The following is a 22,127-nucleotide window of genomic DNA, read 5'->3' on the forward strand; positions in this document are numbered from 1 at the left end:
GCTGGCAAAGTAGTCTGCTGGGAGATTTTGAATTCATTCTAACATCAGCTGGAGAGGAGAAATATCAACCGATGACATGTGGTATAAAAAAACCGGTTCACCCATTGCGGGCGCACCGGTCATGACGATTATTCGATCTCTTCCAGTTTTTGATTCAATTCCTTGAGGCGCTCCTCAATTTCAATCATCTTATTTTCACCGGTCGATGTATTGACGCCGAACGAGGTGGCTTTTTCCACGTCACCCTGAATGCGTGCGTAATCTGACTTCAATTCAGCCATTTCCGCTTCAATTTGCTTTTTAGTCATGAACATCACTCCTGTCTATCAGTTTAGCCGAAATCCCCTTTACAAAACAAGGGTATGCGTTATGATGATAAAAAATAAACATACGGGGGCATTCGATGAATATTCGATTGGAACCATCTCTTTTCAAATTCAAAAAGCAAGTTGAACCAATTCTGCTTAAAAAGGAAGCATGCAATAACTTGATGCTTGGTATTATGAATCGCCTTGAACATGAAGAACTGAAAGATGAAAGCAATTGCCACCTTGGAGTTGTCGAGGTAAATGAAAAAGCTATATATGCTTTTATGCAGACGCCGACAAATAATTGGATTTTAGCTGATGATGTTGATACTGTTGACAGTAACGTTATCAGGCAAATCGCAAATTTCTTGTATGATAACAAAATGGAAGTTCCCGGTGTATTGGGAAAAACACAATACGCAGAGATTTTCAAAGAAGAATGGGAGCAGTTAACTCGCATTACAGCGGTTGTTCACATGAAACAGCTGATTTACCGGCTGGACCATATCAATCAGTTTTCACATCCTGCGGGTCAGTTGATTGAGGCTTCAGCACAAGACCGGCCGCTGGTAAAAACATGGCTGCAGCAGTTTGGTATTGAGGCGAATGAATCCTTTTCAGATGAGAAAGCCGACAAAATAGCAGAAACATTCATTGAAAATCGATCGCTGCATTTGTGGGTGGTTGACGGTGAGCCGGTATCGATGGCTAATCAGACACGTTCAACGAGGAATGGGGCAACGATTAACGCGGTTTTCACTCCTGATGCGTATAAACGAAATGGCTATGCCACCGCTGCAGTTACATTGTTATCCGAAAAACTGCTAAATGCCGGTTTTAAGTTTTGCAGCCTGTATACGGATCTTGAAAACCCGACATCAAATAATATTTATAAAAAAATTGGTTATTACGAAGCAGGTTCCTCCATCGTTTATGTGTTTAACAATTAAAAGCAGCGGTCACTTTTGCCACCCGCTGCTTTTCGGCGTCTGCCGGCTATTAATCAAATCAATGAGTCATAATCGCTATCCTGTGCATCCTGATACGTTTCATAAAAATGGCTGATAACCGTTTTGACAACTGCATAAATTGGAATGGCGAACAGCATGCCGACTAAACCGCCAATGCTGCCGGCAGCGAGCACCACTGTAATGACGGTCAATGGATGCAGATGCAATGCCTTGCCCATGACGTTCGGCGAGACCAGGTTGCCTTCAATCTGCTGAGCAACAATCATGACAATAGCCACCCAGATAGGCATATACGGATCCTGGAAGAAACCTACAATAATAGCCGGTGTCACAGCAAGATACGGCCCGATAAAAGGAATCACACATATAACCATTCCGAATATAGCAAGCGTCATGGCATAATTCAAGCCGATAATCGAGTAGCCGATATATAACAGAACACCAATACAAAGCGCGACAATCAGCTGTCCCTGAATGAAAGAGGTTAATGCCTCATCGATTTTCCCTAGCAGTGAACGAATATTATCGCCCTTTTTTTTCTTAAAGTACTGTGTAATAAATGGGACAAACTTTTCCCCGTCCTTTAACATGAAAAAAAGGAAAAACGGGATAAGCACCAGTGCAAACAGAATGCTGATAAACTCCCCGATGAACCCAAATATAAAGGACATAGCCATTTCAATATAGCTTTGCAGATTAGATGTAATATTATTGATGGTCTCATTGACCTCAGTCGGGATCACATCTTGGTTGGACTGCCAGTACGAAATGAGATCCTGCACTCCTGAAACCATCGATGGTATGTTATTCACCAAATTTGAAAATTGAGTTTGGAGAATGGGAACAATATACCTGGCCACCACAAATAAGAATGCTAATAGAATTAAGAACACGATAAAAATTGCCACTATACGGTGCATTTTCATTTTTTCCAATAAATGCATCAATGGGCGTGTTAAGTAAAATAAAACACCGGCACCGATAAGCGGAAATGCTACAGCGCCAACATATTTAAAAAATGGATCAAAAATAAAGTCAGCTGCCGAAACCAGCAAAATTAATAAAAAGATAAGAATTAAGGCAACTAATGTCTGAAACCAGCGTTTTTGCATCAAAGTGATCACTACTTTCCAGTATACGAATTAAATCTATTTTAACTGTAACAGCATCGAATAGAAAGGCTATTCCTCATTTTCACCTTGAAAAAACAAACGTAAACATAGAAATATAGAATACGGGTCAAAAGTATGATAGAATTCCAACAAAAGATGGTAACGAGAGAAGGGTGAGTTCGTGATGAGCCAATGGGAAGAAGTTTATGAAAAATGGCGTACATATAAAAATCTTGATCCGGCTTTGAAACAGGAATTGGATTCGATGAAAGAAAATGAAACGCTGCTGGAGGACGCCTTTTACACTGAATTGACGTTTGGGACCGGGGGGCTTCGCGGTGTGCTCGGGCCCGGGATCAATCGAATGAATCGATATACCGTAAGAAAAGCGGTGGACGGTCTTGCCAATTACTTAAAAGCGAATCATGCCAATGTAAGTGAACGCGGCGTTGCTGTGTCCTATGATTCCCGGTATATGTCACAGGAATTTGCACTTGAAACAGCAAAAGTGCTTGGTGCCCATGGCATCAGGACATATGTTTTTAACAAATTGCATCCGACGCCATTGGTTTCGTTTGCCCTCAGGCATCTCGAAGCGGTCGCAGGAGTTATGATAACAGCAAGCCATAACCCGCCGGAGTACAATGGGTTTAAAGTTTATAATGAAGACGGCGGGCAGATCACGCCGGATGAAGCAAGTGACATTATCGGCTATATTCAGGAGACAGAAGATGAACTGACGGTACCCTATCTTGAAAAAGAGCAGCTTGAGAGCCAAGGATTTCTGACGTGGATCGGCCAGGAAATTGATGATGCATATATGAAACAGCTCCGGGAAATGTCGCGGCTGGGTGATGAGGAGCAAAGCAAAGATAAAAACTTGCAAATTGTATTCACCCCGCTGCATGGAACGGCACATGATCTCGTGCTCCGCGGTTTGAAACAGCTAGGGTTTAACCAGGTCGATGTGGTTGAGGAGCAGGCTGTGGCAGATCCGGAGTTTTCGACTGTCGAATCACCGAACCCTGAAGAACATCAGGCCTTCAGCATGGCTATCAAGCTGGGAGAACAGACAGAGGCGGATATATTAATCGGAACGGACCCTGATGCGGACAGGCTGGGAGTTGCCGTTAAACAGCCGACAGGAAAATATACAGTGCTCACAGGCAACCAGCTCGGGGCGCTGATGCTTGATTATATCCTTTCTCGCAGTGACCGGACGACCCTGAAGGATGCCCGGATGCTCAAAACAATCGTAACATCTGAATTAGGACGGAAAATTGCCGATTATTACGATGTGAAAACCATCGATACATTGACAGGGTTCAAGTATATCGGTGAAAAGATCCGGCAATTTGACGCAACAGGCGAAACCTTCATTTTTGGCTATGAGGAAAGCTACGGCTATCTTATAAGCGACTTTGCACGTGATAAAGATGCTGTGCAGGCAGCAGTGTTAGCAAGTGAAATGGCATATTATTGGAAAGCACAAGGGAAGACACTTTTCGATGCGCTTCATCTGCTGTTTGAACGGCACGGATTTTTCCAGGAAGATATGATGTCGCTGACGCTGAAAGGAAAAGAAGGTTCGGAAAAAATTGCTTCGATCATGGAAAACATCCGAAAAGAGCCATTAACAGAAATCGGCGGACTGCAGGTGCAGTACGTCGAGGATTACTTGGCCAGTGAACGAAAAGCACTCAGTCATAATCAGAGCGAACCGATTGAACTGCCACAAGAAAATGTGGTGAAATACATTTTGGATAACGAATCTTGGGTCTGCTTGCGTCCGTCGGGTACAGAGCCGAAAATCAAATGCTATTTTGGTGTGTGTGAAGAAAGCGAAGAGGCTGGTCAAAAACGGCTGAAGGATTTGAAAGCTCATATGGAAGATGTTATAAAGTGAAATTTCATCTAACAATCAGTGGGGGTAGAAAACCCCCACTGATTGCTAGATTCACTTTATTTAGGCAAGGGACGGTGAATAAATGTTGACATTTGACGTCAAAAGCGGTTTAATAAAGATAAATAATAAACGTTCAAAATGATTGAAGGGGAGTAGCTGCACAATTCAAGTCGTCATTACGGGATGAACAATCCCCGGCTGAATTGGCAACATACGTTGTTTGCGAGACCTTTACCGCACCAGGTAAGGGTCTTTTTATGGTCTTTGCCTGTTGGCGGAGACCATTTTTGATTTGAGGAGAGATTATTGTGGAAGCACAATTACTGGTCGAATATTTGTGGGTATTGGTTATACTGATTGGTCTGGAAGGTCTATTGGCTGCGGATAATGCACTGGTCCTGGCCATCATGGTCAAACATCTTCCCCCTGAAAAGCGAAGAAAGGCACTTTTTTATGGCTTGGCAGGTGCATTCATACTGCGGTTTGGGTCGTTGTTCATCATCTCGTTTCTCGTTGACGTTTGGCAGGTACAAGCCCTTGGCGCTCTGTATTTATTAGGTATTTCAGCTAAAAACTTATATGACAGGTTTTCGGCTAAAGCAGACACCGGGGATGCTGAAAACCAAAAGGAAAAAGCCGGGAGTGGTTTCTGGATGACGGTTGTCAAAGTTGAGTTTGCCGATTTGGCGTTTGCTGTGGACTCCATTTTGGCTGCAGTTGCACTGGCAGTAGCATTGCCTGAGACGGCCTTGCCAGCAGTGGGCAGCCTTGATGGTGGTCAATTTGCAGTTGTGTTTGCCGGGGGTATGATCGGACTGATTATTATGCGGTTTGCCGCCAACATTTTTGTGGAATTGTTGAACAAGCGGCCAGGTTTGGAAGTTGCTGCATTTACCATTGTAGGCTGGGTAGGTGTCAAACTGGCGGTGATTGTCCTGGCGCATGAAGATATTGGCCTTGTGCCGCACGCCTTCCCGCATTCGACAATTTGGAAAGTTATATTTTATGCGGTATTGGTAGCAGTTGCTGTGATTGGCTGGTTTTCATCCGGCAAAGTTGAAGAAAAAACACCACAGCATGAGAGTTCATAAAACGTTAATCAATAAAGGAGAGTGCTGAACAGATGCCTGTTAATGTAAAACGAATTTATGATCAGGCAGAAAAGGATGATGGCCTTCGTATATTGGTGGATCGTGTATGGCCAAGAGGCATGTCCAAAGAGGGTGCCCAGCTGGATCATTGGCTGAAAGAAATTGGACCTTCCAATGAACTTCGCAAATGGTTTGGTCATGATCCGGAAAAATTTGATGAATTCAAGAAAAAATATAAAGAAGAGCTTGATGAAGGCGAGAAACAGGAAGAACTGCAGGAGTTAAAAGATATGACGAAAGCACATGATAAAAATATAACACTGCTGTTTGCTGCCAAAGATGAAGAACATAATCAGGCCAGGGTGCTGAAAGAAATAGTGGACAGGCAATAACGGAAAAGAAATCCCCGCTGCACTGTAGTGCAAGCGGGGGTTTAGTTATCAGCGGAGTCTTTAAATGTGAACTTCATCAAAAGGCTTCATAGATGCTGGTAATGATTGGTGTTATCCTTAGTATTGATATACTTTTTTTAAATAAACCGAGGTGATTGAGTGGCACAGCATCATTTTCATTTACAGGCAGAGTGGCCGGGCGGCAGGAACAGCAGTGGTTCGATCGACGCCGGAAATCTGAAGACGAAAATTTCCATCCCGACTGAAATGGACGGTCCCGGGATAGGAACAAATCCGGATGAAATGTTATTGGGTGCGGCTGCAACATGTTATCTGATAACACTCGCCGCCATGATTGAACGGCGGGAACTTCCGCTCAAGGAAATGTCACTGAACTCAGAAGGGGTTGTTGATGTTACAAACGGTGTCTTCACATATGAAAAAATCATTCATAAACCGTATGTGGCACTGCGCGACAATGCCGGCGAAAAAGACTATAAAATGCTTCACAAATTAGTGGAAAAAGCTGAATCAGGCTGTATGATCTCCCGCGCCATTAAGGGCAATGTGGCATTGGAATTGCAGCCGGATATTAAGTGAACCTGGGGTTATCCTCAGGTTTTTTATTTTAAATTACTGATGGGGTGTAAAGAACACAGGTCAGTTGGAAAAAAATAAAACGTAAATAAAACAACACAGTTGACACATTTCTATTTGTCCATGTATATTATTAAAGTACATTAATTTTATCGGAATAATATTTATTATATTTCCGTATATAGCTTAGTACCTTGTGGCAGTTTCATGGACTTCCGCATAAACTAAGCAATTACAGGAGGGGGAGAAACGAGTATGGATACATTCTTTGTAGTGTTGAATGTTGCCGTTCTTGTTGCATTGGTCGGACTTTTAATCCGCATGCAGCTTAAGCATTATTCATTCAGTAAACGGGTCTTTACCGGGCTTGGCCTTGGTATCGTGCTTGGTGCTGCTTTACAGGCAATTTACGGAACTGGTTCAGAGGTGATGACTCAGACGACCGCATGGTATGACATAGTGGGGAGCGGGTATATCCAATTATTGATGATGATCGTTATACCACTTGTGATGGTGTCCATCATTCAGTCAATTATTAATCTGGAAAAATCGTCTGATCTCGGTAAGATGTCCGGCTGGATTATTGGATTTCTTGTATCGACCGCTATGGTCGCAGCTCTTGTCGGTATTGGCAGTGCAGTCGTATTTAATTTGGATGCGAGTCAAATCGAAGCGGGGCATGCGGAGCAGGAACGTGGCACAGTAATGGAAGAGCGGCTCGGTGATGTAGAAGGCATGACAATACCTGAGCAGATCTTGAGCTTTATCCCATCAAATATATTTCAGGATATGACACAGGACCGCCCGACATCGGTGATTGCGATTGTTATCTTTTCAATGATTGTCGGTATTGCTGTGTTGGGGCTGCGCCGGAAAAAACCGGATGAAGCAGCACTGTTCACAAAAGGTGTCAACGCTATATTCGCCGTCGTGATGCGCATTGTAACACTGATTCTGCGCTTAACGCCATTCGGAATTTTGGCACTGATGGCAACAACAGTGGCAACGACAGATGTTGCCGGCATTATGGAACTCGGCAAATTCGTCATTGCATCTTATGCAGCTCTGATTGCCATGTTCATTATTCACCTTGTGCTGGTTGGTGTGTTTGGCTTAAATCCGATGACTTATTTGAAAAAAGTCTTGCCGGTATTAAGCTTTGCATTCACGTCACGTTCAAGTGCCGGAACAATTCCGTTGAATATTCAGGCACAGCGTAATTCGCTTGGTGTTGATCAGGGAATCGCCAACATGTCAGCTTCATTCGGTGCAACCATCGGGCAAAATGGCTGCGCAGGTATTTATCCTGCGATGCTTGCGGTCATGATCGCCCCGTCAGTCGGAATCAATCCGCTCACACCGGAGTTTATTATTCAGCTTGTGCTGATTATCGGCATCAGCTCGTTTGGTGTAGCAGGAGTCGGCGGCGGCGCAACGTTTGCAGCATTGATCGTGCTTTCATCAATGGGGCTGCCGGTTGCTTTGGCTGGTCTATTGATTTCGATTGAAGCACTGATTGACATGGGCCGTACCGCGCTGAACGTGAACGATGCAATGCTTACAGGCACCCTGACATCACGCGTCATGAAAAAGCTGAACCTGAAGAAGTATAATGATAAAACAGCCGTTGAACAAGAAACAGCTGTATAATTGATTGAAAGTTGACAGCCGCTCCGAATCGGGGCGGCTGTTTTGGTGTGGTGTTTTGCACCGAGCATAGCGATGGTGCAAAACACCAACATGAGCGGGAGGCCCGCCAAAACGAGCGAGAACTTCTTCTGCTTGAGAGACACTCCCTCCTCAATCAGCCAATTTTCGGACGTCGCCGAAAATCTTCAACTTCCAATCATCGCCAGCACATCATCAAGCACTTGATTTTCACCTGCAACAAAATAGTCTTTAAACGGACAGCCGACTGCTTTAACACGCTCCACCACATTATCAATCCTGAACATATCGGGCGACAGATCACTATTAACCTCATCCCAGAACAGTGGAGCGGCAACCGTGGCGTCATCCCGTTTCCTCGGGGAGTATGGCGAGACAATTGTTTTGCCTTCTCCGTGCTGCAAATAATCAATATACAGCCGGTCACCGCGCTTCTTTTTAAACCGCTCTGTCGTAAACAAATCCGGATGGCTCTTTTCAAGTGTCCAGGCGACCGCTTGTGTCAATATCCCAGTCTCCTCATAGCTCATGCTGTTTGCAGGAAGCGGAATATGTACCTGCAGACCTTTCCCGCCCGAGGTTTTGACAAATGACTTGAGCCGGAGATCGTCCAATATTTGTTTCAGCAACAAAGCGGCTTTTACGGCAAGCGAAAATTGCTCTCTCCCGGGAGGATCGAGATCAAAGACAATCTCAAGCGGGTTTTCGTCCTCAAACGTCTGAAACGGGATATGGTATTCCAACGCCCCGTGATTGGCAAACCAAATGAGTGAATCAAGATCATGACAGACAAAGCAATTCTCGCCATCATGTTCAACACCTTTGATGAAATCCGGCGCGTAATCCGGCAGATGTTTCTGGAAAAAGGATTCGCCGTGGACACCATCCGGACTGCGAATAATCGTCAGCAATCGATTTTTCAGAAAGGGCAGCATGTATGGTGCGATCTCCCGCATGTAAAGAAGCAAATCCCCTTTGGTGAAGCCCGGTGACGGCCAAAATAATTTATCGGTATTGGATACATCGACAGTCTCAGGCAGCATGGCAATATCCAGCTGCAAAGTTTCCCAGGTGCAATCATCAACAGTCGCTTGCGGAAGCAGCCGATTGAATTCAGGTTCGCGCAACTCTCCGCCCATCAGATCGAGTGTATGAATTTCTGCACAAATCGCTGGTGGAATGCGAAAACCACCCTTTTCGTCTGTGCCTTTTGACAAAAATAATTCCTTTAGCACCTTATAAGCTTCGTCGTCCAGTCCATGCTTGCATTTACCGATTTCAATTACCGAATTATCCTGGAAAACACAAACCGTAAAATAATCATTGTTCGGCTCGTAAAAGGTCAGGAAGGCTTTAATCGTCCGCCAGTTTTTCACCTTAAACCAATCATGATGTTTTTTGCCCGGCTGATACCGGCTGTCTTTACGTTTGGCAATCATGCCCTCACCTTTATGTGCGAAAATGTCCTGCCATAACGCCTCGGCATTGTCCGAAGAACTGATGTGATGAAGACGGTCTCCCAACGAACGCTTACCAACAAAGACATCAGCAAGGGTTCTTTTCCGTTCGTCAAATGTTAGATCAATCATGTCAGTGTCGTTAATCGCAATCAAATCAAATGCCATAAAACTTGCAGGGCGGCGGGATGCTTCCTGTTCGATCAGGTCGTGTTTTTTTAATCGGCCGCGCTTTTGAATCAATGAAAAATTTGCCTGCTGCGTGTTATTCAGAACAACCAATTCCCCGTCCAGTTTAAGCGGCAAATAGTCTGTGACATGGGACTTCTGTTCTTGGCACGCGTTAATGATTTCCGGAAAATTACCGCTTAAATCCTTACCGTTTCGGCTGATTATCTGTACTGAATTAGGGTCAGACCCCCAATGCAGCACACAGCGGAAACCATCATACTTAACTTCATAAACCCATTCGTCGCCTTCAGGGAGTGCATTACTTGCAATTGGCTTCATAACTTGCACTTGCAACACCTCTATTTATAAAATGCCCTGCATAACTGGATAAATTCACGCGCAAAAGCCAGACTATATGAAAAAGGAGGCGATTTTCATGCATACCATGTGGAAGGGGACAATCAGCTTTGGACTTGTTAATATTCCGGTCAAAATGCATGCTGCAACAGAAAACAAAGATATTAAATTAAGGAATCTGCATAAGGAGTGCCGGACCCCTGTTAAATACCAGAAAGTGTGTCCGAACTGCGACAAAGAAGTTGAAAATGATGAGATCGTTAAAGCATACGAATATGCCAAAAATAAATTTGTCGTGCTGGATGATGATGAACTGGAAAATTTAAAGAAAGAACAGACAGATAAAGCGGTTGAAATTATGGATTTCGTCAATTTGGACGAGATTGATCCGATTTATTTTGAAAAAAGTTATTATCTTTCACCGAATGATGGCGGCGCAAAGTCATATGGCTTGCTTCGTTCCGCCCTTCAAGACACAGGAAAAATTGGTATCGCCAAAATGATGATCCGCTCCAAAGAACAGCTGGCCGTCATCCGGATTTACGAGAATACCCTTGTCGTTGAAACAATTCACTATCCTGATGAGGTGCGTGATGTAAAGGATGTACCGAATGTGCCGGCAGAAAACAATGCAGAAGAAAAGGAATTGGAAACAGCAAAAATGCTGATTGATCAGCTGTCTGCTGATTTTGAACCGGAAAAATATGAGGATGAATACCGGACAGCCTTAATGGAACTGATCGAAGCGAAAAAAGAAGGTGAGGAAGTAACAACGGCTCAGGAGACACCACAGCCGGACAACGTGACGAATCTGATGGATGCACTGGAAGAATCGCTTAACCGTGCACAAAAAGATAAAAGCTCAAAAACAAAACAAAAAACCGCACCATCGAAGGAAAAGAAAAAAGTGGCAAAATAATATCATTCATTTCACTTCGTTTACGTTTCAATAACAAATGCGCTTTATCTGTCTAAACATGGTTTTACATGGGGTATAGTGGTATAAGCGGGCAAAGGAATTTGAACGTAAAGGAATGAAGGAAGATGGAACGAAACGCTTATTTTGATAACGCAAAACTGATATTGATTTTTCTCGTTGTATTTGGCCACGTCATTCAGCCTTTCACAGATGACGCTGCAGGCTTAAACACATTATACCTCTGGATTTATACATTTCATATGCCCGCCTTTATTTTTCTGGCAGGTTTTTTTGCAAAAGGTTCAGGGAATATACGTTATATCAAAAAATTAGCCCAAAAATTATTAATACCTTATTTGATTTTTCAAGTGATTTATACAGGTTATTATTTTCTTATCGGCAAAGAAGGCTGGCAGCTGGATATGTTCTATCCGCACTGGGCATTATGGTTTCTGTTTAGCTTGTTCAGCTGGCATATACTTCTTATTTTATTTAAGAAAATGCCGGCTGTTATGGGCCTTTCAATTTCAGTCGGGATTGGATTGATTGTCGGCTATTTTGGGGAAGTCGGACATACGTTCAGCTTATCGCGCACGTTTGTGTTCTTCCCGTTTTTCCTGATGGGTTACTGGATCACGCAAAATCAAGTCATGTTTCTGAAGCAGATCCAACTCAAGGCTGCGGCTGTGGTCGTAATGCTGGTAGTTGCAGCAGGTATCTACTTTGCGCCTGAATTCAACACAGGCTGGCTGCTCGCGTCAAAATCATACAGCACGCTGGGACTGCCTGATTACGGGATTATCGCCCGGCTGTCAGTTTACGTGACGTCTGCACTTATGGCAGCGAGCATCTTGGCCTGGCTTCCGTCTAAACGCAGCAAATTGACGGCTCGGGGGACACAAACACTCTATGTTTATTTACTTCATGGCTTCTTTGTGCAATTTTTCCGAGAAACAGACATGTTTACAGTTAATAGTGTTATAGATGTACTTGGTCTTGCTGTTATGTCAGCCTTAATTGTTCTTGTGCTGTCATCGAGACCTGTCCGTGGTGTCTGGCAGCCATTTATTGAAGGAAAGATGTCCATTTTGAAAGCACGATTCAGTTCGCACAGCCGGAAGAAGTATGAAAGAGATCTCAGCGCCTAAAAGGGAGGGTGAAACCCATGAAGGTATGTGTATTTGGAGCAAGCGGCTATGTTGGATCATCGATTTATAAGCTATTGAAGGAAGATTCGGCTATTGATGTGACGGGCACGTATCTCGAAGACCCGGCAATGTTCGATGATTTAAATAAATTGGATATCAATGAGCCCGAATCGTTTTCGGAGTTTTACAAGCAACAAGAGCCTGATGTTGTTGTTTGGTCAGTCATGAGCGGTCCTGATGAAGATGAGCTGATTCAGGAAGGCCTTCAGCATATAATCACTCATCTGACGCCACAGACAAAATTGGTTTACGTATCAACCGATTTTGTATTTACAGAAGGAAAAGGACCTTACGCGGAAGATGATCCAACCTCAAGAATGCCTGATGATCATCCGTTAAGCACGTACGCCAATGCCAAAGTTAAGGCTGAGCATTTTATCAACAGAGAACTGTTAAATTACACGATTCTCAGAGCCGGTCCGATTTATGGTGAAAATGAAATCGGTCAATTGGACGAGCGGACAGAAAAGTTGCTTGTCCCATTGCGACTAAAAAACACAGTGGCTTACCGTGATGATCTTGTTCGGACATTCGTGCATGTCACTGATTTGGCACAGGCAGTGATAGAGTTTGTCAAAAATGATCTCACCGGCACCTATCATGCCGGCCCGGATAAAAGCCAAAGTTATTATGCGTTCATGGTACAAATGGCTGAGGCGCTTGGTTATCATGGCGATTCAGTGGAACAAGCATCTGAGTATGAAGAAGTGGATAAAGCAATTCCGAAAAACACATCACTGATGACAGACAAAATCACCAACGCCATCAAGCAAACCTTTCGTTGAGGTTTGAAATAAATAGATAAAAAACCGCCCCAGCATTAATGAAAAAGCTGGGGCGGTTTTTAGTTTTTAAAATATCATATGCGCAATCAATGTAATGATCGGCAGTGTGATAAGGGTCCGGAGCAGGAAGATAATAAACAAATCCTTCAGTGAAACCGGAACTTTGGAGCCGAGCAGCAACCCACCGACTTCGGACATGTAGATCAGCTGGGTTACTGATAAGGCGCCGATTATAAACCGGGTGATTTCTGCTTCTATTGAGGCCCCGATAATAGCCGGCAGGAACATATCGGCAAACCCGATCAGCATGGTTTCAGAGGCTTCCCCGGCATATGGCACTTGCATCAATTCCAGAAGCGGAATAAATGGAAGTCCAAGCCAACTAAATATCGGCGTGAATTCTGCTATGATTAAAGCGATCAGGCCAAATGCCATCACAATGGGCGCAACACCCATCCACATATCGAGAATATTTTGGCCGCCTTCTTTAAAGAACTTATACACACTGTTTTGTTTACCGGCACGGTCCAATGCTTTTTCATAACCAAGTGTAAAACTGTTATAGCCTGCAGGGATTTCCTCGTCAATCCCATCAGCCGAATCCGTAACATAAGTGTCTGCTTTTTTTGAGAGCGGCGGAATTCGCGGCATAATCAAAGCAGCTATGAAGCCTGCAGCAATGACAGTCAGATAAAATGGTATGAACATATTCCCAAGATTCATTTCGCCGAAGATGACAAGTGTAAATGTTATGGAAACGACAGAAAACGTCGTCCCTATAACGGCAGCCTCACGCTTGGTATAGTAACCTTCCTCGTACTGTTTACTAGTCATCAGAACGCCTATCGTACCGTCACCTATCCATGACGCCAATGAATCAATCGATGAACGGCCCGGAAGTTTGAACAATGGCCGCATGACTTTTGTCATTAAGGTGCCGAAAAAATCGAGCAGCCCGTAATTCATTAATAACGGCAAAAAGAGGCCGGCAAACAGAAATACGGCAAATAAAACATGCAGCAGATCTCCAAGTAACATCTGACCGGTGACGTCACTATGAACCGCTTCAGGTCCCAGCCGGAAAAAGACCATCACCGCAAAAACAGCAGCAACGACCCGGGTAATTGTCCAAAATGTACTTGTGTAAAACAATCCTTGAAAGAAAGGTGTTTTCCGGAAAGCATCCGGTCCTGTTATTTTGGCAATAACCGTCAACACAGAGGTCAGTACAATGATGATCATCATGATGGCCGACAGCTGATCAGCCAGCGCTTCCTGCACCCATCCGGCTAAAATGGCAATCGGTATCGTCAAACCATCACCGGAGCCCACTGGCGTCATAAACAGGAAAACCCCGAGAAGTGATGGGATAATAAATTTTAAATGGTCACTAAGTGTATACGATCTTTTCATAATTTAACCTCACATATAGTTTTTGTTTTACATCATACCTTAACTGGCTAATCCAGTCATAAGACATATAATTCATGAATATAACATATAACGTATAAATATAAACTATCATGTTTAAGGATAATCGTGCAACAGTTTAATCATTCACAGGTGAGAAGACCCCCACTTCAATTTTTAGAAAGGCGACAGCCCAAAATAAGTGGGGGATGAATCGCCTTCGGACAAGGGATGGCTGTTGCCATCTCAATTGGTCGACCGTCCTTGAATGATAGTGATAACAGATACCATTAAAATGTTTCCTTTTTAAATAACATGCCACAAATAGGAACAAATGTTTGCAATTATTCTAAAAATCGTATATAATAAGGTTAAGTGAAGGGGGAAGGAAAATGCTTGTGCATAAAGCCTATAAGTTTCGGCTATACCCGACACAAGAACAAGCCATCCTGATTCATAAAACAATTGGCTGTTCCCGTTTTGTGTTCAATCATTTTCTTTCAACCTGGGATGATACCTATCAGGAAACCGGGAAAGGATTGTCTTATGGTAATTGCTCTGCCCGATTGCCGGCATTAAAGGCGGATTTTCCCTGGCTAAAGGAAGTTGATAGTATCGCTCTCCAATCATCTTTGAAAAGCCTCACAAATGCCTTTGACCAATTTTTTCAAGAACAATCGAACTACCCGCGTTTTAAATCCAAGAATAATCAAATACAGTCGTATACAACCAAATACACGAATGATAATATTCGAATAACCGGAAACAAGCTCATACTGCCTAAACTCGGAGCTGTTAAATTTGCCAAAAGCCGGGAAGTCACTGGACGAATACTAAATGCCACGATTAGACGGAATCCAAGCGGTAAATATTTCGTGTCCATCCTGGCCGAAACGGAAGTCCACGAACTGCCTAAAACAGAGGCCACTGTCGGTATTGATCTAGGCTTAAAAGACTTTGCCATTCTTAGCACAGGTGAGGTATTCGGCAACCAACGATTTTTTCATAAACTGGAACAGAAATTAATCAAAGCACAACGAATCATGAGCAGACGAGCGGAAGGGGGTGCCAATTGGCATAAAGCACGCATCAAGGTTGCACGAATCTATGAAAAGCTGACCAATGCACGCATGGATTTCCTGCATAAACTATCGTCCAATATCATCAAAAACCACGATGTCATTGGATTGGAAGATTTGCAGGTTGTGAACATGTTAAAAAATCATCGTTTAGCAAAAGCAATCAGTGATGTTTCGTGGTCAACCTTCAAGGATATGCTGACCTATAAAGCTGAATGGTACGGCAGACAAGTGGTGACTGTATCGAAAACCTTTCCTTCTTCCCAGCTATGTTCTAACTGCGAATATAAGAATAAAGATGTTAAGGACCTCAGTATTCGTGAATGGACATGTCCTGAGTGCGGCATCCATCATGACAGGGATGTGAACGCGGCCAGGAATATAAGACGAGAAGCGATAAGACTAACCGCCGGGACAGCGGGGCTAGCCTAATCAAAACTGGCCATGAGGCCGGTGTTCTTAGGAATCCCCCACTTCAAACAATCCGCAGGTTGTTAAGTGGTAGGTAGTTCAAAGGGTCGTTCAGAAAAGATGACTGTGATATAATAAAGGAAGCAAAGGATGAGTATGTTAAACTGGCTGGAAAATCGGGAAGAGACTTGAACGAATGAGTATCCAAAAGCATTCGTTTGCTTCTTCATTAATAAAAAGAAGAGGAGTGTTCATGATGAGTGATTTCTTGAAAAAAGGATTTCTATTGGGACTTGGCGCAGCTGTTACGGGAAAAGAGAAATTGGATCATAAATTGCAGCAAATGGTTGAAAAAAATGAACTGACACAGGAACAGGCCAGAACCGTCATGCGTAATTTCGTGGACAAAGGCGAAATGAAAACGGATGAATGGAACACAAAGCAGTTTGAACAAACCAAGCAGATGGCAAAAGATCTTGGCCTGGCTACAAAAGAAGATATTAACGAATTACGTGCCCGTATTTCTGAACTTGAATCCCAATTGGCAGAACGGGAGCATCAGGAACAATAAGTATGTCTATGGTTGTCGATAATCTGTAAATTTTGCGAATTGAAAAATAAATGTTGCTATTCCCAGCCCACAGCTTTATAATTAAATGATATATCGTTTACGTTAATTGCAAGGGGGATACACCATTATGTGGAGTTTTACAGAAATGAGAGAGAATACAGAAAGAAAACTCGGCAGGGGTCTTCATGAGAACGAACTTGCCTTTTTGCAATGGGTTTACGAACGATATGCACAAGAGCAGAAAAAGATGAATACAACACACTGATGACGATGCTATTATTAAAGTCTTGGACCTTACCAAGGCTTTTCTAGTGTCAGTTATTACATCGTGTTATACTGAATAGAGGTTGTTCAACAAGTCCGGTAACAATGACACAGCGAATTTCTTCGTTGGCTTGTTTCTCCGCGGCTCATGTATCTATAGGCATACATTCCGCTGCTCGAAACTGCGCCTCCTCGAACTTCTTGATCCTTGTTATCCTCCTTTTTGAACATTTACGAATGATGGATTATTTTCGATGCTGGAGAGAAGGAGTGGCGCATAATGGCAGTTTCAACGGATAAAGTCCTGCAAAAGATGAAACGGGAATTAGCTGAAGCACAGGAATCATCTGCTGATCAGGCTGCAATGAAACAGCATATTGCCAATATACAGCTTCTTTGTGAGTTATTGATGGAAGAGGAGTCGTCCTTTGGAAAAGAATCTGCCCGCGATATCACGTCTGAGGAAATGAAGGCCATGATGGGCGAAAAAACTGTAGCGAAAGCATCAAATACAGCACACACGACCGATCACGATGGCGCAAATGGCGATTCACTATTCGACTTTTAAAAATGGAACGAAAGGAAAGACACATCTATGAAGTTATTCCTGATTCTTGGAGCGATTAACGGATTCCTGGCAGTTGCACTCGGTGCGTTCGGTGCTCACGGTCTGGAAGCCAAACTGTCGGAAAAAGCTTTGGGCACATGGGAAAAAGCTGTCAACTATCAAATGTTCCACACAATGGCACTTCTGGTAACAGGCCTGCTAATGACAAAAATTCAAAGCGGCGGTATGATGTGGGCAGGCTGGATGTTCTTTATCGGAATTCTCCTGTTTTCCGGAAGCTTGTATATCTATTCAACGACCGGTATCAAAACGTTTGCCATGATCACACCCTTTGGCGGTGTTGCCTTTTTAATCGGCTGGGTGCTTTTGGGATACGCAGTCGTAAAGTATTTATAAAAAGAATAGCAGGATGGCAGCCAATAGCATCAACATTCCGGCTTTAAGAAACTGTTTGATGCCCTCGGCTGCCTTATTTGTATTAAATTGCAAAAGGCCATCAAAACATATGCTGATGGCGACCAGCAGCACACATAATAACATCATGACGGCAGAACCCTGTACGATGGCTGTCAGGCCGACAATGACACCCAGTGCGAGCAGCAAAAGCTCCATGCGTATGTATTTTTCATATTGATTTCGCATAACCATTGCCCCTTTGCAGATGAAAAACAATGCAAGCGCTCGGGTAACACACGAGCGCTTCATTCAAAAGATGCGGATCCGGCAATAGGTTCTGCCTGGCCCTTAAAAGCCCCCGGCAGCTTGACAGGTACCTTTCTTATCGCGGTGAGTATTGAGACATTTGCCCGCCGGAATTATACGGGTATTCATAATTCAATTCTTCGTCAAATGTGACATAATCGAGATAGATCATTAGGAGCAGGTATCTTCTGCCTGTTCGCGGATCACGCAGAATGATGTGATCTCTACCGGCTGCTTCAACAATACCCCGGAAAATTTGTGCATTCCATTCCTCATTATTTTCAAATGTCATGTAAACAGTTGCTTCCTTGCCTTCATTTAACCGCAAAATGTTTTCAATATACGATTGTTCCATTGGCAGCATACCCTGGTTTATCGGTGTCTGTTGCTGTTGCGTTTGCGGAGTTTGTTGCTGCTGATTTTGCGGCATTTGTCTCGGGTCGTAAACGGGATAATAGGCTGGGGAAGACTGCGGGTAATAATAGTAGGGATTCGCCTGATAAGGGTTGTTGTAGTTTGCATTATTTTCTTCACTCATAAAAGAAACCTCCTGTAATGAATTAATATACTCTTGGACACTCAGAAGAAGTAGGCGCAAAATAGCTATGGGCTTTAAAGTTGATGGTGTTTCACTGGCCGAACCATTGCGCCGGACGCAAAAATCATAAAGAATTCGTCTTAGTGTGATAGCGCTTGTCATTAATCACTTGCCGCGCAAGCCCCATATCTTGTTGTCTTGCTCGCTGGTAAAAATAGCCTTTCTGTGTTGCTTCGAATCTCCGGGGCTTTGAAACACTATTCTTCTGAGTGAGTTGATATCCGTGGAATCCAAGCAATCGGCTCTGACCCGGTTAACGCCGGTGTTGCCGACCATCAGCATGCCCAGTTTCCCATCGCATTTTAGCTTCTGCACGCATCAATCGGGCCAGTAATTTAACGCCTTCTTCGGCATATTAGATTACTGCCATAACATAAGGCTATCCGTTTGCTCTTCATGTTTTGGCCTCCTAAATATATGTATGACTGAAGGGTTAAATTGATGACAGTTGCGGAGAAAAAATTTTTGCGGGGGATTATCAGTTTTTATTGAATAGTATTGCGTTCTTTCTTGTTCAAACGGGCAAGGTTGTGGAGAATTATAGATTGGGGAGATGAAATAATTTGGAAATACTTATTTGGATGATAGCAGTTGTGGTATTAGTCAGCTTAATTATGGGTATCTATTCCACCAACAAATATTTTAAAGTAAAAGAGCAAGAGATGAAATTGGAACAAGAAAGATTAGAGTTGGAAAGAAAAAGATTAGAGAAAAATTGATTTCGTTCAACAAAGGGGTGCGCATCGTGTCAAATGCACTACACAAACAAGTGGGTGATCATATGAATCTCGGGAATGAGTATTTGAAAGTTGTTCAGGAAAGATTTAAAAGTGTCAAAGACCTGGGGGATAAGACAATAAATCAATTGTCAGAAGACGACATTCACTGGCATTTAAATGGGGCATCAAATAGTGTTGCTGTTATAGCCAAACATTTAAGTGGGAATATGGTGTCTAGGTGGTCTAACTTTTTAAACTCGGACGGGGAAAAATCTTATAGGAATCGTGACCAAGAATTTGAGAATGATATACCGTCAAAACAGGAATTGATAGCAGTATGGGAAAAGGGTTGGAACACTCTCTTTGAAACATTAAATGGATTAGAGGATCAGGATATGATAAAAACAGTATATATCCGTGGGGAAGGTCATACGGTACTGGAAGCAATCGAAAGGCAAATGGCTCACTATGCCTATCATGTAGGGCAAATAGTTTATATTGGTAAACAAATAAAAGATGAGAATTGGGAAACTCTCAGTATCCCTAAAGGTAAATCAGAAGAATATTTACAATAAATCGTGAAAAGACATCAGTCCTAAAACTGGTTAAACCCTACCAAGAACTCACCAAACGATTGCCGAAAACAGACGCTATTGTAGAACAAGATAAAAAAACGCTCAGAACTATTCTGAGCGTTTTTGTTTGCTATTAATTGATGCTTTTAACATGGATATTAGCATTTTCTCTCCCGGAACTGAACCTGTTAGTTTTTTGCCGATTCTTCATTGGGATTTTAGTTAAACGTGTAAATAAGTATCTATTTTCTCTTTGGGCAAATGATTGCCGACGAAAAACTCGCCAAATTCGCCGTAAAGCGCACTTACTTCATCAAAGCGCATTTCATAAACGATTTTTTTCAACTGGAGAACGTCGTGGGCAAACAGCGTGACGCCCCATTCCCAGTCATCGAAGCCGAACGATCCGGTAATAATTTGTTTCACTTCGCCGGCGTATTGGCGTCCGGTTTTCGAATGTTCATAGAGCAGCCGTGCCCGCTCTTTGAAATTAAGTGAATACCAGTTCTCGTCACCTTCACGGCGCTTGTCCATCGGGTAGAATGAGACGTGTTCCCATTTCGGCAGGATTGGATAGAGCCGCTCCCGTGTTTTTGGATCATCTGCGGAACTGTTGCCGCTGTATTGGGAAAGTTCCACAACAGAGACGTATGAATGGGCAGGAATCAAAAACTCGGCAAATTTTGATTTATTGAATTCGGTTTCGATATCAGACAGCTCATCCATGGTCGGACGCAAAAACATAAACATCACATCTGCTTTCTGACCGACAATTTTGTAGAGAGCGTGACTGCCATTTTCAGCCTCTTCAACGGCTTCCCATTTAGTCAGCAGCTCTTTAAGTCCATCGATTGCCTCGATACGTTCCTCATTTGAAATTTTTTTCCAGGAAGTCCAATCGATCGTGCGCATGTCATGCAAGCAATACCAGCCATCCAGTGTTTTAACTGCTTCAGCTGCCATAAAACATCTCTCCTTTATTGACTGTTAATATTATAATGCTGATTCAGGCTGGTTTTGGTCCAGCACTGTCTTGTGCAGCATCGGTTCATCAGTTTAGTTTCACCACTTATTTTAACTATATCATATTCAGGGCAGGATAAGCATGAAATAGACGGCATGTCATGTTTCTGTCAAAAATGAGGCATGACAATTGTTTTCAAGACGAAAAGATTCGTTTAAGATAGATTATAGGAGGTGGTCAATATGAGTCATCTGTTTGACCAGATAAATGATCAATTAAAAAATGAGAATAAAAAAATCGTGTTTCCTGAAGGCCGGGATGAGCGGATTTTAACAGCCGCCAGTCAGCTGGGGGCCATTGGAATTGTAAAACCGATTCTGCTTGGAGATGAAGAAGAGATAAAACAGCAGGCGGACGCAATTGATGTCGACATCTCTGCGTGCGAGCTGATGGACCCCCATCAATTCCCGGAATTTGACAAAATGGTTGAAGCCTTTGTTGAACGCAGGAAGGGAAAGGTGACGACAGATCAGGCGCAGCAGGCTTTGCTTGACGGGAATTATTTTGGGACGATGCTTGTCTACATGGATTATGCGGATGGTCTTGTGAGTGGTGCAACACATTCGACAGCCGATACGGTGCGCCCCGCTCTGCAGATTATCAAAACGAAAGAGGGCATCAAGAAAACCTCAGGCGTCTTTATCATGGTCCGCAACGATGAAAAGTATGTGTTTGCCGATTGTGCAATCAACATGAATCCGGACAGTCAAGACTTGGCCGAAATTGCGATGGAAAGCGCCAGTACAGCGAAATTGTTCGATGTCGATCCGCGAATTGCCATGCTTAGCTTTTCCACAAAAGGTTCAGCCGAGTCGGAGGAAACTGAAAAAGTTGTTGACGCATTGGAGTTGGCGAAGGAAAAGAACCCGTCACTAGTCATCGACGGCGAATTTCAGTTTGATGCGGCGTTCGTTCCAAGTGTTGCTGCCAAGAAAGCACCGGATTCCGTCATTAAGGGTGATGCGAACGTCTTTATTTTTCCTAGTCTTGAAGCAGGAAACATTGGCTATAAAATCGCTCAGCGTCTGGGTGAGTTTGAAGCGGTCGGACCGATTTTGCAAGGGCTGAACAAACCGGTTAATGATTTGTCGCGCGGGTGCAGTGCTGAGGATGTTTACAACCTCGCACTAATTACAGCGAGACAGGCGTAATATTTTAGGTGAGGGCGTACAGCAACGGGCTGTGCGCTTTTTTACTGGGAATTGATAGAAACGCTGATAGACTGGGATATTAATTTTGTAAATGATGGATGAGCGGTTTTCTT

General features: G+C 43.3%; 24 protein-coding genes and 1 pseudogene. 17 read left to right on the forward strand and 8 right to left on the reverse strand.

Features of this window, described 5'->3' with window-relative positions; genetic code table 11:
• Nucleotides 1-128 precede the first annotated feature (128 nt).
• Nucleotides 129-308: an SE1832 family protein gene (locus AOX59_RS15405; protein ID WP_068446781.1), complete on the reverse strand. Its 180-nt coding sequence runs from the start codon at nt 306-308 to the stop codon at nt 129-131.
• A 95-nt stretch (nt 309-403) separates the two neighbouring features.
• Between AOX59_RS15405 and AOX59_RS15410 the strand changes: the two genes are divergently transcribed.
• The gene (locus tag AOX59_RS15410; protein WP_068446782.1) at nt 404-1,258 is read left to right on the forward strand and encodes a GNAT family N-acetyltransferase; all 855 of its coding nucleotides are present in this window, start codon (nt 404-406) and stop codon (nt 1,256-1,258) included.
• Between the two features lie 53 nt (nt 1,259-1,311).
• Here AOX59_RS15410 and AOX59_RS15415 read toward each other — a convergent pair whose 3' ends face one another.
• Nucleotides 1,312-2,391: an AI-2E family transporter gene (locus AOX59_RS15415; RefSeq protein WP_335338756.1), complete on the reverse strand. Its 1,080-nt coding sequence runs from the start codon at nt 2,389-2,391 to the stop codon at nt 1,312-1,314.
• Between the two features lie 184 nt (nt 2,392-2,575).
• On the opposite strand from AOX59_RS15415, the gene AOX59_RS15420 reads away from it, so the two are divergent.
• From AOX59_RS15420 to AOX59_RS15440, 5 genes are all read left to right on the forward strand, one after another.
• Nucleotides 2,576-4,297, forward strand: a complete 1,722-nt coding sequence (locus tag AOX59_RS15420) for a phospho-sugar mutase (protein WP_068446784.1) — start codon at nt 2,576-2,578, stop codon at nt 4,295-4,297.
• A gap of 308 nt (nt 4,298-4,605) precedes the next feature.
• Entirely contained in the window at nt 4,606-5,388 is a 783-nt protein-coding gene (locus AOX59_RS15425; protein ID WP_068446785.1) for a TerC family protein, read from the forward strand.
• A 32-nt stretch (nt 5,389-5,420) separates the two neighbouring features.
• Nucleotides 5,421-5,780, forward strand: a complete 360-nt coding sequence (locus tag AOX59_RS15430; protein ID WP_068446786.1) for a DUF488 domain-containing protein — start codon at nt 5,421-5,423, stop codon at nt 5,778-5,780.
• A 159-nt stretch (nt 5,781-5,939) separates the two neighbouring features.
• A complete protein-coding gene (locus AOX59_RS15435; RefSeq protein WP_068446787.1) occupies nt 5,940-6,380 on the forward strand; it encodes an OsmC family protein in 441 nt (146 codons plus the stop codon).
• Between the two features lie 252 nt (nt 6,381-6,632).
• Nucleotides 6,633-8,027, forward strand: coding sequence for an L-cystine transporter (locus AOX59_RS15440; protein WP_068446788.1), 1,395 nt, complete (start codon nt 6,633-6,635; stop codon nt 8,025-8,027).
• Nucleotides 8,028-8,212: 185 nt separating this feature from the next.
• On the opposite strand, the gene AOX59_RS15445 is transcribed toward AOX59_RS15440, so the two are convergent.
• Complete coding sequence (locus AOX59_RS15445; protein ID WP_237049287.1) at nt 8,213-10,012, reverse strand: DNA ligase D; 1,800 nt, start codon at nt 10,010-10,012, stop codon at nt 8,213-8,215.
• A gap of 97 nt (nt 10,013-10,109) precedes the next feature.
• Between AOX59_RS15445 and ku the strand changes: the two genes are divergently transcribed.
• The 3 genes from ku (at nt 10,110) to AOX59_RS15460 (ending at nt 12,942) form a co-directional block, all read left to right on the forward strand.
• A complete protein-coding gene (gene ku, locus AOX59_RS15450; RefSeq protein ID WP_068446790.1) occupies nt 10,110-10,949 on the forward strand; it encodes a non-homologous end joining protein Ku in 840 nt (279 codons plus the stop codon).
• A 125-nt stretch (nt 10,950-11,074) separates the two neighbouring features.
• On the forward strand, nt 11,075-12,097 hold the full coding sequence (locus tag AOX59_RS15455; RefSeq protein WP_068446791.1) for an acyltransferase family protein: 1,023 nt from the start codon (nt 11,075-11,077) through the stop codon (nt 12,095-12,097).
• A 17-nt stretch (nt 12,098-12,114) separates the two neighbouring features.
• Complete coding sequence (locus tag AOX59_RS15460) at nt 12,115-12,942, forward strand: sugar nucleotide-binding protein (RefSeq protein WP_068446792.1); 828 nt, start codon at nt 12,115-12,117, stop codon at nt 12,940-12,942.
• A 66-nt stretch (nt 12,943-13,008) separates the two neighbouring features.
• On the opposite strand, the gene AOX59_RS15465 is transcribed toward AOX59_RS15460, so the two are convergent.
• Nucleotides 13,009-14,355: a YjiH family protein gene (locus AOX59_RS15465; protein ID WP_068446793.1), complete on the reverse strand. Its 1,347-nt coding sequence runs from the start codon at nt 14,353-14,355 to the stop codon at nt 13,009-13,011.
• A 389-nt stretch (nt 14,356-14,744) separates the two neighbouring features.
• Between AOX59_RS15465 and tnpB the strand changes: the two genes are divergently transcribed.
• From tnpB to AOX59_RS15485, 5 genes are all read left to right on the forward strand, one after another.
• A complete protein-coding gene (gene tnpB / locus AOX59_RS15470; protein WP_068446794.1) occupies nt 14,745-15,863 on the forward strand; it encodes an IS200/IS605 family element RNA-guided endonuclease TnpB in 1,119 nt (372 codons plus the stop codon).
• A gap of 232 nt (nt 15,864-16,095) precedes the next feature.
• Nucleotides 16,096-16,413, forward strand: a complete 318-nt coding sequence (locus AOX59_RS15475) for a phasin family protein (RefSeq protein ID WP_237049288.1) — start codon at nt 16,096-16,098, stop codon at nt 16,411-16,413.
• A 127-nt stretch (nt 16,414-16,540) separates the two neighbouring features.
• Entirely contained in the window at nt 16,541-16,678 is a 138-nt protein-coding gene (locus tag AOX59_RS20070; protein ID WP_169792886.1) for a hypothetical protein, read from the forward strand.
• A gap of 279 nt (nt 16,679-16,957) precedes the next feature.
• Nucleotides 16,958-17,245: a DUF5327 family protein gene (locus AOX59_RS15480; RefSeq protein WP_068446796.1), complete on the forward strand. Its 288-nt coding sequence runs from the start codon at nt 16,958-16,960 to the stop codon at nt 17,243-17,245.
• 27 nt (nt 17,246-17,272) lie between these two features.
• Nucleotides 17,273-17,641 (forward strand): DUF423 domain-containing protein, encoded by a 369-nt coding sequence (locus AOX59_RS15485; protein ID WP_068446797.1) that lies wholly within the window; start codon nt 17,273-17,275, stop codon nt 17,639-17,641.
• Here the strand turns inward: AOX59_RS15485 and AOX59_RS15490 are convergent.
• The 3 genes and pseudogenes from AOX59_RS15490 to AOX59_RS19335 form a co-directional block, all read right to left on the reverse strand.
• Entirely contained in the window at nt 17,636-17,887 is a 252-nt protein-coding gene (locus AOX59_RS15490) for a hypothetical protein (protein ID WP_068446798.1), read from the reverse strand. The two genes, AOX59_RS15485 and AOX59_RS15490, sit on opposite strands and share 6 nt — an antisense overlap.
• A gap of 136 nt (nt 17,888-18,023) precedes the next feature.
• Entirely contained in the window at nt 18,024-18,485 is a 462-nt protein-coding gene (gene gerQ, locus AOX59_RS15495; RefSeq protein ID WP_068446799.1) for a spore coat protein GerQ, read from the reverse strand.
• Nucleotides 18,486-18,507: 22 nt separating this feature from the next.
• Nucleotides 18,508-18,864 (reverse strand): annotated as a pseudogene (locus AOX59_RS19335) (cell wall hydrolase).
• 244 nt (nt 18,865-19,108) lie between these two features.
• On the opposite strand from AOX59_RS19335, the gene AOX59_RS19805 reads away from it, so the two are divergent.
• Complete coding sequence (locus AOX59_RS19805; RefSeq protein WP_156418728.1) at nt 19,109-19,264, forward strand: hypothetical protein; 156 nt, start codon at nt 19,109-19,111, stop codon at nt 19,262-19,264.
• Between the two features lie 62 nt (nt 19,265-19,326).
• Nucleotides 19,327-19,839, forward strand: coding sequence for a DUF1572 domain-containing protein (locus tag AOX59_RS15500; RefSeq protein ID WP_068448395.1), 513 nt, complete (start codon nt 19,327-19,329; stop codon nt 19,837-19,839).
• Nucleotides 19,840-20,061: 222 nt separating this feature from the next.
• Here the strand turns inward: AOX59_RS15500 and hemQ are convergent, their stop codons facing one another.
• Nucleotides 20,062-20,802: a hydrogen peroxide-dependent heme synthase gene (gene hemQ, locus AOX59_RS15505; RefSeq protein ID WP_068446800.1), complete on the reverse strand. Its 741-nt coding sequence runs from the start codon at nt 20,800-20,802 to the stop codon at nt 20,062-20,064.
• A gap of 243 nt (nt 20,803-21,045) precedes the next feature.
• On the opposite strand from hemQ, the gene pta reads away from it, so the two are divergent.
• On the forward strand, nt 21,046-22,014 hold the full coding sequence (gene pta, locus AOX59_RS15510; RefSeq protein ID WP_068446801.1) for a phosphate acetyltransferase: 969 nt from the start codon (nt 21,046-21,048) through the stop codon (nt 22,012-22,014).
• Nucleotides 22,015-22,127: the final 113 nt, after the last annotated feature.

This window comes from Lentibacillus amyloliquefaciens (assembly GCF_001307805.1).
Taxonomy (GTDB): Bacteria; Bacillota; Bacilli; order Bacillales; family Amphibacillaceae; genus Lentibacillus; species Lentibacillus amyloliquefaciens.